The following is a 16394-nucleotide window of genomic DNA, read 5'->3' as shown; positions in this document are numbered from 1 at the left end:
AGAAGCCGCAACGTTATACGTTGCGGCTTCCTCAAAAGCTTAACTGACAAGCATTACGCCGCGTGGGCGCCGTTTAGGCAAGGTTCAGGCTGCGCGCCTCAGTCGGCGGCGTGACCCTGCTCAGGCAGGCGTTCGCCGTCCAGCCAGGCGGCGCCATCGCGCATTGCCAGGCGGCCATCGACGAACCAGCTCACCACCAGCGGATAGATCGTGTGTTCCTGGGTTTGCACCCGTTCAACCACGTCATCCTCCTCGTCGTCAGCGAAAATCGGCACCTTGGCCTGCAAGATCACCGGGCCGCCGTCGAGCTGTTCGGTCACGAAGTGCACCGAGGTGCCGTGTTCGCTGTCGCCGTTGTCGATGGCCTGACGGTGGGTATGCAGCCCCGGGTATTTCGGCAGCAGGGAAGGGTGGATGTTCAGCAGGCGGCTGGCATAACGCTGCACGAACTGCGGGCTGAGGATGCGCATGTAGCCGGCCAGCACCACCAGATCGGGCTGGTGCTGGTCGATGGCGTCCGCCAACGCGGCGTCGAACGCCGTGCGATCGGCGTAAGCCTTGGCATCCAGCGCCTGGGTGGCGATGCCGGCCGCCTCGGCGCGCTGCAGGCCATAAGCCTGCGCCTTGTTGCTGAACACCGCCACGATCTCGGCGGCGATGCGGCCCTGCTGGCAGGCGTCAATCAGCGCCTGGAGATTGCTCCCCTGGCCGGAGACCAACACCACGATCTTTTTCATCAGTTGATGACCACTTGTTGTTCGTCGGAAGAGGCGGTCAGTTTACCGATTTTCCACGCTTTTTCACCTGCCGCGGTCAGCAGCGCGATGGCCGCTTCCACTTCGGCTTCCGGCAGGGCGATGACCATGCCTACGCCGCAGTTGAAGGTGCGGTACATTTCATGACGGCTGACGTTACCGGCCTGCTGCAGCCAGGTGAACACCGCCGGCCACTGCCAGCTGGCTTCGTCGATCACCGCCTGCATGCCTTCCGGCAGCACGCGTGGAATGTTTTCCCAGAAGCCGCCGCCGGTGAGGTGAGCGATGGCGTGGACGTCCGCCTTCTCGATCAGCTCCAGCACCGACTTCACGTAAATCTTGGTCGGCGCCAGCAGGTGGTCGGCCAGCGGTTTGCCTTCCAACTGGGTGGCGGTCGGATCGGTGTTGCTCACTTCCAGGATTTTACGCACCAGCGAGTAGCCGTTGGAGTGCGGGCCGGAAGCGCCCAGGGCGATCAGCGCGTCGCCGGACTGCACTTTGCTGCCGTCGATGATCTCGGATTTTTCGACCACGCCGACGCAGAAACCGGCCACGTCGTAATCTTCGCCGTGGTACATGCCCGGCATTTCAGCGGTTTCGCCGCCCACCAGCGCACAGCCGGACTGTTTGCAGCCCTCGGCGATGCCGGTGATCACGCTGGCCGCGGTGTCCACATCCAGCTTGCCGGTCGCGTAGTAGTCGAGGAAGAACAGCGGCTCGGCGCCCTGAACCACCAGATCGTTGACGCACATCGCCACCAGATCGATGCCGATGGTGTCGTGGCGTTTCAGATCCATCGCCAGACGCAGCTTGGTGCCCACGCCGTCGGTACCGGAAACCAGCACCGGCTCGCGGTATTTCTGCGGCAACGCACACAGGGCGCCAAACCCGCCCAGACCGCCCATCACTTCCGGGCGACGGGTCTGTTTAACTACACCTTTGATGCGATCTACCAATGCGTTGCCTGCATCGATATCGACACCTGCGTCTTTATAGCTGAGAGAGGTTTTGTCGGTCACTGCGCGATTCCCCACGACGGTTTGCGGTTTGAAAACTGTGCTTCCGATGTTGATTCCGGAATAAGGCGCGGCAATTCTAACAGCGCAGGCAAACGTTTGCGAGCGGCTTGTGAACCGGCTCCGCTTTTTCGTCATCTATACTGATATTCAAACTTTTGTTGATCCCGATCGGGCTATTGTGGGTGGCGCGGCGAAAAAAAGGAGGTATAATCCCGCGATTTTTTTGGCCGCAACCACCTTAATAGGAGAAAAATGATGAAGATCGTTGAGGTGAAACACCCGCTGGTAAAACACAAGCTTGGCCTGATGCGCGAAAATGACATCAGCACCAAACGCTTCCGTGAGCTGGCCTCAGAAGTGGGTAGTTTACTGACCTATGAAGCGACCGCCGATCTGGAGACGGAAAAAGTCACCATCGAAGGCTGGTGCGGGCCAGTTGAAGTGGATCAGATCAAAGGGAAAAAGATTACCGTAGTGCCAATCCTGCGCGCAGGCCTGGGCATGATGGAAGGGGTGCTGGAGCACGTGCCGAGCGCGCGCATCAGCGTGGTGGGCGTTTACCGCGACGAAGAAACCTTAGAGCCGGTGCCGTACTTCCAGAAGCTGGTTTCCAACATCGAAGAGCGCATGGCGCTGGTCGTCGACCCGATGCTGGCCACCGGCGGTTCGATGATCGCCACTATCGATCTGCTGAAGAAAGCCGGCTGCCACAGCATCAAGGTGCTGGTTCTGGTGGCGGCGCCGGAAGGCATCGCCGCGCTGGAGAAAGCGCACCCGGACGTTGAGCTGTACACCGCCTCCATCGATCAGTGCCTGAACGACAAGGGCTACATCGTGCCTGGCCTGGGCGACGCGGGCGACAAGATATTTGGTACCAAGTAAACATTTTAGCCGACTTAACGAGTCGGCTTTTTTATGCTCTTCGTCTTTCAAGCTACAGCGTTGTTGGCTGCAGGCAATAACCCCAGTCACTTATTTGATATAAGCTCCTGGGGATTATTGCCCTGGCCGCCTGGCTGTAACTTGAAATCCATTGAGCATAGACAATTCAGTTTGCATAACGATTAATGACTCAGAGGAAAAGCACACATGACCCGTCGCGCCATCGGCGTCAGCGAGCGCCCGCCGCTGCTCCAGACCATTCCGCTCAGCTTCCAGCACCTGTTCGCCATGTTCGGCGCCACCGTGCTGGTGCCTATCCTGTTCAAGATCAACCCGGCGACCGTGCTGCTGTTCAACGGCATCGGCACGCTGCTGTATCTGTTCATCTGTAAAGGCAAGATCCCGGCTTACCTCGGTTCCAGCTTCGCGTTTATCTCGCCGGTGCTGCTGCTGTTGCCGCTCGGTTATGAAGTGGCGTTGGGCGGTTTCATCATGTGCGGCGTGCTGTTCTGCCTGGTGGCGCTGATCGTGAAAAAAGCCGGCACCGGCTGGCTGGACGTGATGTTCCCGCCGGCGGCGATGGGGGCGATCGTCGCCGTCATCGGGCTGGAGCTGGCGGGCGTGGCGGCCAACATGGCGGGGCTGCTGCCGGCGGAAGGCACCAGCGCCGATTCGACCACCATCACCATTTCGCTGGTGACGCTGGCGGTCACGGTGCTCGGCTCGGTGCTGTTCCGCGGCTTCCTGGCAATTATCCCGATCCTGATCGGCGTGCTGGTGGGTTATGCGCTGTCGTTCTTCATGGGCGTGGTGGATTTGACCCCGATCCGCGAGGCGCACTGGTTCGCGCTGCCGACCTTCTACACCCCGCGCTTTGAGTGGTTCGCCATCTTCACCATTCTGCCGGCGGCGCTGGTGGTGATCGCCGAGCATGTCGGCCATCTGGTGGTGACCGCCAACATCGTGAAAAAAGACCTGATCCGCGATCCGGGGCTGCACCGCTCGATGTTCGCCAACGGCATCTCGACGGTGTTCTCCGGCTTCTTCGGCTCCACGCCGAACACCACCTACGGCGAGAACATCGGCGTGATGGCCATCACCAAGGTCTACAGCACCTGGGTGATCGGTGGCGCGGCGGTGCTGGCGATCCTGCTGTCCTGCATCGGCAAGCTGGCGGCGGCGATCCAGGCGGTGCCGGTGCCGGTAATGGGCGGCGTTTCCCTGCTGCTGTACGGCGTGATCGGCGCCTCGGGCATTCGCGTGCTGATCGAGTCCAAAGTGGATTACAACAAAGCGCAAAACCTGATTTTAACCTCGGTGATCCTGATTATCGGCGTGAGCGGCGCCAAGGTGCATATCGGCGCGGCGGAGCTGAAAGGCATGGCGCTGGCGACCATCGTCGGCATTGGCTTGAGCCTGCTGTTCAAGATCATCAGCCTGTTCCGCAAGGAAGAAGAGGTGCTCGACGCGCCGGACGAATCGGCGGAGCAGAAGTAACGAAAAGGGCAGCCCAGGGGTTGCCCTTTCTATTCGTATTTCTGCATTTATATCCGTTGGGATAAAGTAACTGATAGCATTAACAACATCGGTTAAAAGGAAAGTGGGTATGGAGTACTACGGATATATTTTGCTCAAATTTGTGATTGGCTTTGTCATTGTTATCACCCACCTGAACCTGTCGGGAAAGACCCAGCTATCGCAGATGACCCCAGTGGATTTTATCGGTAACTTTGTGCTCGGGGGCATTATTGGGGGCGTTATCTATAGCGACAGCATCCCCTTGTACCAGTATGTCGTTGTATTACTTATCGGAGTAGGGCTAATTTCTCTGTTGAATGCAATCAGTAAACATTGCAACTTCTTTCGTTCGGTCACTATAGGCAACCCGATACCAATTATAAAAAACGGCCGCTTTTTGATGGAAAATATTTTAGCCAAGAAAAATAAAATCGACATCTTGAACGTTTCCTCACAGCTGCATGCGCAGGGGATCCATGCCTTTCAGGAGATTGTCTATGCGCAAATTGAGCCGGGCGGTCAGATCACTGCGGTATGTGAGGGAAATGAGCTGCCTTCAGTTATCATTATGAAAAATGGCAGGGCCAGGCCTTATGAGCTGCAGGAGATTAGTAAAGATGAGGAGTGGTTGAACCAAACTATCCGTGAACACGGCATAGAGCCGAAAGATATTTTTATTGCTGAGTTTTGGGACGGTAGGACAGCATTCATTCTTAATGACGGACGTATAGTTAAATAGTGAAAAAGGGGAGCCTCAGCTCCCCAATGTCATATTAGCTGCGAATTTTGCGGTACACGAACAGCACCACGATGGCGCCGATAACCGCTACCACGAAGCTGCCGAAGTTGAAGCCGTCAACCTTGCCGTAGCCGAAGAAGGTGCTGATATAGCCGCCGACCACGGCGCCGATGATCCCCAGCACGACGGTCAGAATAAAGCCGCCGCCGTCTTTGCCGGGCATGATCCACTTAGCCAAAATACCGGCGATCAGGCCGAAAATAATCCAGGAAATAATCCCCATTTACTGCTCCTTTCTTTTGTGGCTGAGAATAACTTACTGCTGGGTGGCCGGCTGCGTATTGCCGTTCACCGCTGCATCGGTCTCTTGTTTCAACTCTTGCGCTTTGTTTTCGGCGCTGTTCTTGATGGCTTCGGTCTTCGCCTTGGCCTGCTCGGTCAGATCGTTGGCGCCGTTGATGGCGTCGTTCTTGATGGCCTTGGCCTGATCCACCAGCTGCTGGCTTTGTTTGCCTGCGTCATCCTTGATCGCGGCGGCCTTGGCCTTGGCGTCGTTGGTGATGGCGTCGGCCTGCTTGGCGGCTTCATCTTTAATCGCCGAGGCTTTGTCCTTCAGCTGGTCTGCCTGCGTGGCGGCCTCTTTTTTGATGTCATCTGCCGTCGCTTTCGCTTTGTCCGTCAGATCGTCCGCTTTTTTCTGGGCGGCGTCTTTCATCTGCTCGGCGCTGTCTTTGGCTTTATCCAGGTTGGCGTCAACCTTGGAAGAGTCATCACAGCCGGCAACCAACAACCCGATAAAGGAGGCTAACAGCACTTTATTCCATACTTTCATCGTCTATATCCTTGCAGAAACCTTGTTGATGGTGATTGCGTTTTGCCTACCTATACTAGGTCAGATTTTACTTAAATTACAAATTTAACCTGCATAGGCATGGGGTTAGGGTTTGATATCAGACTATTCTTGCCGGTGAGGGAGCCGCAATCGATTAAACGGCGCTAAGGCATTGCTCACTATTGCGGCATAAGATCCTGCCGGTTCAACAGCGCCCGTTTTCTGTGTTAAACTGCCCACGTTTTTCTGCCAGTTTTGGTTGAGGTGCTTCTCTGAATACGCCGGCACAGCTTTCACTGCCACTTTATCTTCCCGATGATGAAACTTTCGCCAGTTTTTATCCGGGCGAGAACCCATCCCTATTAGCCGCGATCCAATCCGCCGTCCGTCAGGAACATGGCAGCTATATCTATTTTTGGTCGCGTGAAGGCGGCGGGCGCAGCCATTTGCTGCATGCGGCCTGCGCCGAGCTTTCGCAGAAGGGGGAAGCGGTGGGCTATGTGCCGCTCGACAAGCGCGCTTACTTCGTGCCCGAAGTGTTGGATGGCATGGAGCAGTTGGCGCTGGTCTGCATCGACAATATCGAATGCATCGCCGGCGACGAAGAGTGGGAGATGGCGATCTTCAACCTCTACAACCGCATCCTGGAAACCGGCCGCACCCGCTTGTTCATCACCGGAGATCGTCCACCGCGCCAGCTGAACCTGCGTTTACCGGATCTGGCTTCGCGCCTGGACTGGGGGCAGATCTACAAGCTGCAGCCGCTGTCGGACGAAGAGAAACTGCTGGCGCTGCAACTGCGCGGCAAACTGCGCGGCTTCGAGCTGCCGGAAGACGTGGGCCGCTTCCTGTTGAAACGGTTGGATCGCGAGATGCGCACGCTGTTTATGACCCTCGATCAGCTCGATCGCGCCTCGATCACCGCCCAGCGTAAGCTGACCATCCCGTTCGTTAAAGAGATCCTGGGGCTGTAGCGGCTACCGCAAATGAAAGGGCGCGACAGTCCGCGCCCGAATTCGAATTTATAAAATCTCCAGCACCTGCTCCGGCGGCCGGCCGATGCGCGCCTTGCTGCCTTTCACCACGATAGGGCGTTCGATCAGTTTCGGGTTCGCCGTCATCGCCGCCAGCAGCTGTTCTTCGCTCAGGCTGTCGTCCGCCAGCTTCAATTCCTTGTACAGATCTTCTTTCTTGCGCATCAGATCGCGCGCCGATGTGAAGCCTAATTCTTTCAACAGTTTTTTCAGCTCATCGGCCGACGGGGGCGTTTCAAGGTACAGCACCACCTTGGGAGCGACACCGTGCTGCTCCAGCAGCGCCAGGGTTTCACGGCTCTTGGAGCAGCGCGGGTTGTGATAAATCGTGACATTTTTCATGGCGTTCATTCCTTGTTGAATCAGCTGCGCTGGTATTGGCGGAAGCGCTGTTGCAGTTGGCGCAGCTGGTCGATGCGCGCATCGTAGCGCGCCTGTTTCAGGCTGCCGAGTTTCTGCAGCGAGCTGGCATTGCTGAGCAGGCCGATGGCCTGATCGAGCCGGCCGGTCAGCGCCAGGCTTTCGGCGCGGGCCGACAGCTCTTCATCGCGCAGCCCTTGGGCGGCGCTGGCCTGCGCCAGCAGATCCCAGCCGTTCGGATCGTCCGGATGGGCAAAGGTATAGCGGTTCAGGATCTTCGAGGCCTGCGCCGGCTGGTTGCCTTCGACATAGGCGTTGGCCAGGTTAAGCTGCAGCACCGGGTTGTTGCTCTGGGCGGCGTTGGCCGCCTGCAGGCGGGCGATGGCCTGCGGCGCGCGTTTCTGGCCGAGATCGATGTCGGTCATCAGATCGATCAGCCAGACGTTTTTCGCATCCTGCGCCAGCATCGGCTGAATGATGTTGCGTGCGTCGTCGTATTTTTTCGCTTCATAGAACAGGATGGCGCGGCCGTATTTGGCGGCCGCCTGTTCGCGCACGTTGCCCTTGCTGAGCGAGCCGAGCAGTTCTTCGTTCAGGCCATAGCCTTCCGAACTGTACATGCCCAGTGCGCGCACCTTGGCCATCAGGTAATCCTGCGAGGACTGCACGATGTGTTTCGGCATCTGGTTGGCGCGGTTGCGCGCGTCGGATAGGCGGCTGTCCGGCAACGGGTGCGTCAGCAGCATTTCCGGCGGTTTGGAGGCGTAGCGCGACTGATCCGAGAGTTTCTGCAGGAAGTCGGGCATCGCTTCCGGATCGAAACCGGCGCGCTGCAGCACCTGAATGCCGATGCGGTCGGCTTCCTGTTCGTTCGATTGGGTAAAGCTGATCATGCCCTGCTGGGTGCCGGCCAGGGTGCCGCTCAGCGCCGCCATGCCCATGGTCGGGTTGGCCATCGCCAGCAGGATGGAGCCGAGTGCGCCCACCCAGGTCAGCGGGGCGTTGCGCTGTTGATCTTCCATGGCGCGCGCCAGGTGGCGCTGGGTGACGTGCGAGATTTCGTGCGCCAGCACCGAAGCCAGCTGGCTTTCGTTGTCGCTGACGCGAAACAGCGCGGAATGCAGCACCACGTTGCCGCCGAAGAAGGCAAAGGCGTTGATCTCGTCGTTGCGCACCAGATAGAAATGGAACGGCGTGCGCACCGAATAAGCGCTGGCCACCAGCCGGTTGCCCAGCTGGTTGATGTACTGGCTCAGCAGCGGATCGTTGATCAGCGGGGCGCTGGCGCGCAGTTGGCGCACGTAGAAATCGCCCATCGCCAGCTCTTGTCCGATGCTCAGGGTGCCGCCGGCGGAGGTGCCCATATCCGGCAACTGGTCCTGGCTTTCCGCCTGTGCTGGTGCCAGGGCGGTGGCGTTCAGCGTGCCGAGCAGCAGCACCGTTAACGCGGTTTTGGTCAACCGGTTGGTCATAGTCAGGCGTTTCCCTTAAATAATCATTTCTAAGACGTCAGCAGCAGACAAGAGTTCTTTATTCCCGCGGCGCAATCCGCGTGAAAGTGCGGCGGCTCACAAACCGCGGCGGCGGCACCCATCACATCATAGTCAGCCGCAGGCGACAAGGAAACGTTAGCCGGGCGCGGATCGGGCAAAAAAGTTTTATTTTTCATTTTGAAGGGCGCTTTTTCGTCGTTGGCGACATGCATTTCGAATAAAACGCGGACAAAGTTGATCCGTGTTTTATTGACAAGATAAACGCAGACTCATATAGTCTGCGTTATTGAAGATTCATTGACGGTCGAAAACGGACATATGGCGTACATCACAACCAGCGTTGAATATGGCATCCACTGCCTGCTGTGGCTGGTCGGCGATAACCAGCGCGCGCTCAGCAGCCGCGAGCTTGCCGAACTGCAGGGGATCTCTCCCAGCTTTCTGGCCAAGATTTTCCCCAAGCTGGAAAAGGCGGGGATCGTCGCCGCCAGCGAAGGGGTGCGCGGCGGCTACCGGCTGGCGCGCCCGGCGGATGAGATCAGTTTTCTGGCGATCATCGACGCCATCGAAGGGCACAAGCCGCTGTTCGATTGCCAGGAGGTGCGCGGGCGCTGCGCGGTGTTTGATGACTCCCCGCCGGATTGGGCAGTCTCCGGCAAATGCGCTATCCATGCGGTGATGCTGCAGGCGGAGAAGGCGATGCGCGATGCGCTGGCGGCGCAGACCCTCGGCGCCGTCGCGGCCCGCTTTGGCCGCAAAGCGCCGCAAGGCTTCTTCGGTGAGGTCAACCTCTGGCTCGACGAGCGCATGACGGAGCGCACCGCACGCAGCGGCAAAACGGCGCGCGCCAAGACCTAAGCACCACTTTTCCTTAAAGCGAAACACACTTTTCCCGCCTCTTCGGAAGGGGCGGGCGGGCCTTCTGCACCCTGCTACGGGAGCGGAACGGCATCGTTCATCCGAAAAAACTGCGGGCAGTCTTATCGCCCGGTTAACCCTGTATGAAGGAGTCATCCCATGACGCAGAAAATAGTGATTGCCGGTTCCGGTTTTGCCGGTTTTTGGGCCGCCGTGTCCGCCATGCGCGCCATTAACATCGCCGGTAAGCATGACGAGATCGAGGTGCTCATGGTTTCACCGACGCCCACGGTCACCATCCGGCCGCGCCTGTATGAAGCGGTGTTGGAAAACATGAATCCGGACATTTCCGCGCAGCTCGCCGCCGTCGGCGTGCGGCACCTGGCCGGGGCGGTAGAGCGCATCGATGCCGCCGCCAAGACGCTCACGGTGGCGCAGGCGACGGGGGAAGCCCTTGAATTGGCCTACGACCGCCTGGTGTGGGCTACCGGCAGTCGGCTCTCCGTGCCTGCGGTGCCGGGCTTTGCCGAATACGGTTTCAACGTCGATACGCTGGAAAGCGCGCAGCGTTTGGATGCCCATATTAAAGCGCTGGCGGCCAAACCCTCGACGCCGGCGCGCAACACCGCCGTGGTGGTGGGCGCGGGGCTGACCGGGCTGGAGAGCGCGGCGGAGATGCCACAGCGGCTGCGGGATGCGCTGGGCAAAGACGAGAACGTGCGCGTGGTGATCGTCGATAGCGCCCCGGAAGTGGGTGCCGGGATGGGGGCGGAGCCGGGGGCGGTGATACGTCAGGCGTTGGCGGAGTGCGGCGTGGAAGCGCGGGCCGGCCTGCGCGTCTCGGCCATCGACGCCGAGGGGGTCATGCTGTCGAACGGTGAGCGCATCGCCGCCAACACGGTGATCCTGGCGGCGGGCGTGCGGGCGCATCCGCTGACCGAGCAGATCCCTGGCGAGCGCGACGGCAGCGGCCGGGTGATCGGCGACGCCTTCCTGCGCGCGCCGGCGGCGACGGGCATTTTCGTGACCGGTGACACGGTGAAAGCCGCTACCGACGATCTCGGCAATCATAACCTGATGACCTGCCAGCATGCGATGAGCCTCGGCCGCGTCGCCGGCCACAATGCGGCGGCGGAACTCGTGGGCTTGCCGACGCACCCGTACAGCCAGCCGAAGTATGTGACCTGTTTGGATCTGGGGCCGTGGGGGGCGCTGTATACCGAAGGCTGGGAGCGCCAGGTGCGCTTTACCCGTCAGGAAGGCAAAAAGATTAAGCAGGAAATCAACACGCAGTGGATTTACCCACCGGCGGCGGATCGCGAGGCGCTGTTTGCCGTCGCCAATCCGGATTTCGTGATTGTGCCTTAAGGAAGCCAAAACGGGAGCGTTAACGCTCCCGTCGTCATTTTCCCAGCGGCAGGAACGAGCGCTCCGGCACCACGGTTTTCATCACCAGGGTGGAGCTCAGGCGCTGCACGCCCGGCAAAGCGGAGAGTTTCTCGTCGTAAAGCTGTTGAAAGGCGGGCAGATCGCGGGCGATCACGTGCAGCAGATAGTCCGGATCGCCGAACAGCCGCTGCGCCTGCACCACCTGGGGAATATCCATCATGGCGTTTTCGAAAGTTTCAACGGCGCGGCGATCGCCTTCGCGCATGGTGACGAACACCAGGGCGGAGAAGTTATAGCCCAGGCTGCCGGGATCGAGCTGGGCGCGATAACCCCTGATCACCCCGGACTCCTCTAACGCCCGCACCCGGCGGTGGCAGGGAGAAACGCTCAACCCGATACGATCGGCCAGCTCGGTCACCGACAAACGGCCGTCGACCTGCAGTTCAGCAAGAATCTTGCGATCAATCTTATCCATTTAGAAAAATTTCCCCGCTTATGCCGATTTAAGGCAAGTAATTGAAAGCACATTTTAACGTCTTGAGGATATTCTTGCCATCTGTTGAACGGTTTTGACGGCCGCCGCGGCAGGCGGTGGCCGTTCTTCTTCCACGAGGAAAGCGCAATGGTTCTCTGTTCGGTGTGGCGCGGTGCGTTTGAGAGGGCGCCGGCATGACGCTCGCTCTGTTCGCCGCTTTTTGGGCGGTGTCGATTTTGTTGGTGATCACGCCGGGTATGGATTGGGCCTATGTGATCTCGGCGGGCATTCGCGGCCGGGTGGTGGTGCCCGCCGTCGCCGGCTTGCTGTTTGGCCACCTGCTGATGATTGCGATCGTGGTGGCGGGCGTCGGCGCGCTGCTGGTCGGCAACCCGCTGGCGCTGACGGCGCTCACCTTGTTGGGAGCGGCTTACCTCTTGTGGATCGGTTTCAACATGCTGCTGCACCCGCCGGTGCCTGGCGCCGGTGAAGATCAGCGTTCCGATTCCTGGCTGCGCTGGGCCGGCAAGGGCGTGTGCGTCAGCGGGCTGAACCCCAAGGTGTTTCTGCTGTTTTTGGCGCTGCTGCCGCAGTTTACCGACGCCCGGGCCGAATGGTCGGTGCCGATGCAGATGCTGGCGTTGGGCGTGGTGCATTTGATCAGCTGCAGCCTGGTGTATCTGCTGGTGGGATTCGGTTCGCAGTCGGTGTTGCGCACGCGCCCGCAGGCTGCGAAGGTCGTGGGGCGCATCTCCGGCGCGGCGATGATTGTCATCGCCCTCGGGCTGCTGGCCGAACAGGCGCTGAAATAGCATTACCGCCGATAGATGTCCGGCCGGGCGATCTGCCAGACAAAATCGGGACGGTTAATGGCGCTATAGCCCACTTTTTCATAGAGCCAAGGGGCGGTGCTGGTGACCAGCATGACTCGCCGCAGCGTCGCCATCAGCGGATGGGCCTGGCAACATTCTGCCAGCCACAGGCCCAGCCCGCCTTTTTGATGCGTCTCCAGCACGTACACGTCGCACAGATAGCCGAAAGTGGCGTAATCGGTGACCAGCCGGGCGAAACCGATTTGCCAGGCATCGTGATACAAACCGAAGCACAGGCTGTGGGCGAGGGACTGGCGAACGGTCTCTTTATCAATGCCTTCCGCCCAGGATGAACGGGTCAGAAACGCATGAATGGCATCGAGATCCAGCAGGGCGGGCTCGGTGCTGACGAGATAGTCAGCACGCCGCCACTCCCGTGGGGCAGGCGTTGTCATGAGGGTTCTTCTCCTGTTGTTTGCTCGTTTGCCGTTAATTGCCTGTACGCAGGGTGAGGCCGTCTATCGACGGTGTAAGGCGAGATAATCATGCCCGGCACCGCGATCGATAGCTGACGTATTGGCTTTGATAATACGAGATGCCGCCATGACTTTTAGAGAGGGAAGGAAAATATTTACGCTTGATTGCGTAAATAATAATGAGTATGTTTCTCATTCTCTTTGTTGTTCGCGGGCGCATGAAGGAGTTATTAGCCTGCATTAGCGTGATAGTTGATTCACAGGGAAACACTGAGACGCGCGGTGGCGCTCATTTCTCGTTATGAGAAAGCTCAAAACTAAACTGCAGAGCCCCCGTTAACGCCGTTTTAAATGGTCAAGGATTTCCCCGATGAAAATGAAAATCTCTGTGCTCGCCCTGCTGACGGGTATGGCGCTAAGCGGCTGCGCGCCGCACCAAACCAATTCCTCTTCTCCTGCTGTGCAACCTCTCGCGCAAGTGGCGCAATCCGACAGCGTCGTCAAACGCCAACTGGCTTATGGCTTGTATGAAATGGCGCTGACGCCAGGGGGAGATGCGCTGTACGTCGCCAGCGCCGAAAGTTTTAAAGCTGTGCAGGGCGGCGTGGTCTATAAGCTGGACGCCAAAACTCTGAAAACCCTTGGCACGACGCATACCGACCTGAAAAATTTCGCCATGCAGGCCTCTGCGGATGGGAAAACCCTTTATGTCAGCAATTCGCTGGACGGCGGTATCAGCGCAATCGGCGCTGCCGACGGTAAGGTGAAAGGGCGTTTGCTGTTCAGCGAGCGCAATGAGAAAGGGTTGCCGTATGGTGCGCGCCAAATCCTGGCTCACAACAACACGCTGTATGTGGGGGCGGTGGCCGATCCGGCGCAAATTTGGGTGGTTGACGCCGAAACGCTCAAGCTGAAAACGCGCATTAAAAATACCGGAAAATGGATGACCGGCCTGCATTACTCCGAACAGACCCAACGCGTGTATGCCGCCAATGGCAGCGGCGAGATCCTGGTGATCAACCCGCGTTCCAACCGCATCGAAAAACGCTGGAAACCGTTGGGAGACCAACCGGCACTGCTGCTCAATATGGCGGAGGACGAGGCTACCGGTCGTTTGTTCGTCACTGACAACTCCAAGGCGAAGACCACGCTGGTCTTGGATATTCACACCGGAAAGTTATTGAAGCGGCTTGATGTGGGCGACTCTTTGGCTGTCGTTTTCAATTCACGGCGCAACGAAATTTATATCTCGCAGCGTGAATCCGGCAATGTACTGAGCCTGGATGCGACGACCTATGCGGTGAAACAGCGCTGGGCGCTGCCGCCGAATCCAAACAGCTTGTTGTTGTCGGCAGACGGCCAGACATTGTTCGTTACGGTCAAACAACCGTTTAACAAAGATCATTCCACGCAGGGGCCGGACAGCGTGGTTCGCATCGCGTTGAATAAATAAGCCCCATCGGCCCGGCGACGGGCCATTTAACTTTTATCCTCATTCATGAGTGAATTATGCACAACACCAGTACAACGAATTTCCCTTTACGTAAAACGCTGCTGGCGCTGACTATCGGCGCGCTGAGCCAGGGCGCACTGGCCGCAGACGGCGACGCCAAGAAAAACCGGGAGGACACCCTGGTCGTCCGGGCCGAAAAACACGCCGATTTCAACTCCGGCGGCAATGATTTGGTCCCCGCCTACCTGGATGGACAGGTCGCCCACGGCGGCCGCCTGGGGATGCTGGGCGAACAGAAAGCGATGGACGTTCCGTTCAACGTCATAGGCTATACCGCAAAGCTGGTACAGGATCAGCAGGCGAAGACCATCGCCGACGTGGTGAGCAACGATGCGGGTGTGCAGGCGGTGCAGGGATACGGTAACTTCGCCGAAACCTATCGCATCCGCGGTTTCCAACTGGACGGCGACGACATGACGATGGGCGGGCTGCCGGGCGTGGTGCCGCGTCAGGTAGTGGATACCCAGATGCTGGAGCGGGTTGAGATCTTCAAAGGGGCGAACGCCTTGCTGAACGGCCTGGCTTCCAGCGGCGTTGGCGGCATGATCAATCTTGAACCGAAGCGGGCGGAAGAAACGCCGACCACTCAGATCGGTATCGACTACACCTCCGACTCTCAGGTGGGCGGCAAGCTGGATCTGGGCCGCCGTTTCGGTGACGACAACCAGTTTGGCGCTCGCGTCAACCTGGTGCACCGAGAGGGGGAAACGGCGGTTGAGGATGATAAGCGGCGCACCACGCTGGCATCGGTCGGGCTGGACTATCGCGGCGATCGTTTCCGTTCATCGTTGGACTTCGGTTATCAGAAAAAGACCTTCCATGGCGGAACGATGGGGGTCAACATCAGCGGCATCGATGTGGTACCCGCGGTGCCTGACACCCGTAAAAATTACAGTCAGCAGTGGGGCTACAGCGATATCGAGAACGAATTCGGCATGGCGAAAGCGGAATATGATTTAACCCGCGACTGGAAGGCCTATGCCGGGTTGGGCGCGCAGCACGGCCATGAAACCGGTGTTTACAGCGCGCCGAAGCTCATCAACGCCAACGGCGACGCCACGGTTGGGCGCTTGGACACCAATCGCATCATCGACGCTTTCAGCGGTATGGCGGGGCTTGAGGGCAAGTTCACGACCTGGGCGGTTTCGCATCGGGTCAACGTTGGCTATTCCGCGCAGATTAAACGCGACAAAACCGCGTGGCGCATGTCCGCCAACAATCCGACGACCAATATCTACGATAACCATGATGTCGCAATACCGGACAACGCCTATTTCGGCGGCAACTACAGCGATCCGCTGACTACGGCGCGCAACCGGACGCAGGGCTGGTTATTCAGCGATACGTTGGGCTTTTTCGGCGACCGGGTGTTGTTAACGGCGGCCGCGCGCCATCAGAAAGTGGTGGTGCGTAATTACAGCAACGCCACCGGCCTGGAGGATACCGCCTCCCGTTATACGCAAAGCCGCTGGATGCCGACGTTCGGGCTGGTCTACAAGCCGTGGGAAACGGTGTCGCTTTATGCCAACCATACCGAGGCGTTACAGCCTGGCGGCATCGCGCCGAAAGAGGCGGCTAACTTCGGGCAGAGTACCGGTATCGCCCGTTCCAAGCAAAATGAAGTGGGCGTGAAAGTTGATTTCGAACGCGTAGGCGGCTCGTTGGCGCTGTTTGAAATCAAAAAGCCGGCCACCCTGATCGACAGCAACAACTACTACACGTTGAACGGCGAACAACGCAACCGCGGCGTGGAATTGAATGTGTTCGGCGAGCCGGCATTCGGCCTGCGCCTCAACGGCAGCGCTACCTGGCTTTCGCCCGAGCTGACCAAAACCCAGGGCGGCCGTAACGATGGCAAAGACGCTATCGGCGTAGCGCACTTCTATGCGGTGCTGGGAGCGGAGTACGATATCAAGCCGGTCGATGGCCTGACGGCAACGGCGAAAGTGCGGCATACCGGTTCGCAATATGCCGACTCCGCCAATACCAAAAAGCTCGATAGTTTCACGACCCTGGATCTCGGCCTTCGCTATCGCATGCGTTTGAATGAGGATCAAAATACGCTGGTATGGCGTGTGGGGTTGGACAACGTCACGAATGAGAAGTATTGGTCTGGCGTAGAAAGCAATGGCACTTACATCTTCCAGGGACAGGCGAGGACGCTGAAAGCGTCGGTAACTTACGACTTCTAATCGATACAGAAACGACGGCGGCCCACATGCGATGGGTCGCCGGTTCC

At 58.8% G+C, this 16394-nt stretch carries 17 protein-coding genes; 9 read left to right on the top strand and 8 right to left on the bottom strand.

From position 1 onward, the window contains the following. Positions 1-98 precede the first annotated feature (98 nt). A complete protein-coding gene (purN, locus tag ACUTSC_RS19750; RefSeq protein WP_197768900.1) occupies positions 99-737 on the bottom strand; it encodes a phosphoribosylglycinamide formyltransferase in 639 nt (212 codons plus the stop codon). Next, positions 737-1774 carry a phosphoribosylformylglycinamidine cyclo-ligase gene (gene purM / locus ACUTSC_RS19745; RefSeq protein WP_025303843.1) on the bottom strand — a complete coding sequence of 346 codons (1038 nt, stop codon included), beginning with the start codon at positions 1772-1774 and terminating at the stop codon, positions 737-739. The genes purN and purM overlap by 1 nt, the downstream gene beginning before the upstream one ends. Positions 1775-2029: 255 nt before the next feature. Between purM and upp the strand changes: the two genes are divergently transcribed. From upp to ACUTSC_RS19730, 3 genes are all read left to right on the top strand, one after another. Then, positions 2030-2656, top strand: a complete 627-nt coding sequence (upp, locus tag ACUTSC_RS19740; protein ID WP_004941642.1) for a uracil phosphoribosyltransferase — start codon at positions 2030-2032, stop codon at positions 2654-2656. Between the two features lie 207 nt (positions 2657-2863). Continuing rightward, positions 2864-4153, top strand: a complete 1290-nt coding sequence (gene uraA / locus ACUTSC_RS19735; RefSeq protein WP_197768901.1) for a uracil permease — start codon at positions 2864-2866, stop codon at positions 4151-4153. A 109-nt stretch (positions 4154-4262) separates the two neighbouring features. Beyond that, positions 4263-4913 carry a DUF421 domain-containing protein gene (locus ACUTSC_RS19730; protein WP_019452427.1) on the top strand — a complete coding sequence of 217 codons (651 nt, stop codon included), beginning with the start codon at positions 4263-4265 and terminating at the stop codon, positions 4911-4913. Between the two features lie 34 nt (positions 4914-4947). Here ACUTSC_RS19730 and ACUTSC_RS19725 read toward each other — a convergent pair whose 3' ends face one another. Both ACUTSC_RS19725 and ACUTSC_RS19720 read right to left on the bottom strand, forming a co-directional pair. Further along, a complete protein-coding gene (locus ACUTSC_RS19725; RefSeq protein ID WP_016926728.1) occupies positions 4948-5196 on the bottom strand; it encodes a GlsB/YeaQ/YmgE family stress response membrane protein in 249 nt (82 codons plus the stop codon). Between the two features lie 33 nt (positions 5197-5229). After that, complete coding sequence (locus tag ACUTSC_RS19720; protein ID WP_063990478.1) at positions 5230-5745, bottom strand: hypothetical protein; 516 nt, start codon at positions 5743-5745, stop codon at positions 5230-5232. Between the two features lie 272 nt (positions 5746-6017). Here ACUTSC_RS19720 and hda point away from each other — a divergent pair, with 272 nt between their 5' ends. After that, positions 6018-6719 carry a DnaA inactivator Hda gene (gene hda / locus ACUTSC_RS19715; RefSeq protein ID WP_025159568.1) on the top strand — a complete coding sequence of 234 codons (702 nt, stop codon included), beginning with the start codon at positions 6018-6020 and terminating at the stop codon, positions 6717-6719. A 48-nt stretch (positions 6720-6767) separates the two neighbouring features. Here the strand turns inward: hda and arsC are convergent, their stop codons facing one another. After that, positions 6768-7121: an arsenate reductase (glutaredoxin) gene (gene arsC, locus ACUTSC_RS19710; RefSeq protein ID WP_194571323.1), complete on the bottom strand. Its 354-nt coding sequence runs from the start codon at positions 7119-7121 to the stop codon at positions 6768-6770. Between the two features lie 20 nt (positions 7122-7141). After that, on the bottom strand, positions 7142-8611 hold the full coding sequence (locus ACUTSC_RS19705) for a M48 family metalloprotease (RefSeq protein ID WP_197768902.1): 1470 nt from the start codon (positions 8609-8611) through the stop codon (positions 7142-7144). A 339-nt stretch (positions 8612-8950) separates the two neighbouring features. On the opposite strand from ACUTSC_RS19705, the gene ACUTSC_RS19700 reads away from it, so the two are divergent. Beyond that, on the top strand, positions 8951-9490 hold the full coding sequence (locus tag ACUTSC_RS19700) for an RrF2 family transcriptional regulator (RefSeq protein WP_025303838.1): 540 nt from the start codon (positions 8951-8953) through the stop codon (positions 9488-9490). Positions 9491-9649: 159 nt separating this feature from the next. Then, positions 9650-10858 carry an FAD-dependent oxidoreductase gene (locus tag ACUTSC_RS19695; RefSeq protein ID WP_197768903.1) on the top strand — a complete coding sequence of 403 codons (1209 nt, stop codon included), beginning with the start codon at positions 9650-9652 and terminating at the stop codon, positions 10856-10858. Between the two features lie 34 nt (positions 10859-10892). On the opposite strand, the gene ACUTSC_RS19690 is transcribed toward ACUTSC_RS19695, so the two are convergent. Then, a complete protein-coding gene (locus tag ACUTSC_RS19690) occupies positions 10893-11354 on the bottom strand; it encodes an Lrp/AsnC family transcriptional regulator (RefSeq protein ID WP_063990473.1) in 462 nt (153 codons plus the stop codon). 194 nt (positions 11355-11548) lie between these two features. Here ACUTSC_RS19690 and ACUTSC_RS19685 point away from each other — a divergent pair, with 194 nt between their 5' ends. Beyond that, positions 11549-12166: a LysE family translocator gene (locus ACUTSC_RS19685; RefSeq protein ID WP_445653510.1), complete on the top strand. Its 618-nt coding sequence runs from the start codon at positions 11549-11551 to the stop codon at positions 12164-12166. A gap of 2 nt (positions 12167-12168) precedes the next feature. On the opposite strand, the gene ACUTSC_RS19680 is transcribed toward ACUTSC_RS19685, so the two are convergent. Continuing rightward, entirely contained in the window at positions 12169-12621 is a 453-nt protein-coding gene (locus ACUTSC_RS19680) for a GNAT family N-acetyltransferase (protein ID WP_445653509.1), read from the bottom strand. 391 nt (positions 12622-13012) lie between these two features. On the opposite strand from ACUTSC_RS19680, the gene ACUTSC_RS19675 reads away from it, so the two are divergent. Both ACUTSC_RS19675 and ACUTSC_RS19670 read left to right on the top strand, forming a co-directional pair. After that, entirely contained in the window at positions 13013-14095 is a 1083-nt protein-coding gene (locus ACUTSC_RS19675) for a YncE family protein (RefSeq protein WP_445653508.1), read from the top strand. A 56-nt stretch (positions 14096-14151) separates the two neighbouring features. Continuing rightward, positions 14152-16347 carry a TonB-dependent siderophore receptor gene (locus ACUTSC_RS19670; protein WP_197774073.1) on the top strand — a complete coding sequence of 732 codons (2196 nt, stop codon included), beginning with the start codon at positions 14152-14154 and terminating at the stop codon, positions 16345-16347. Positions 16348-16394: the final 47 nt, after the last annotated feature.

It is taken from the genome of Serratia sp. TSA_105.2, assembly GCF_052692115.1.
Note: the sequence above shows the minus strand (reverse complement) of the source record. Positions and strands in the feature narration are given on the sequence as shown.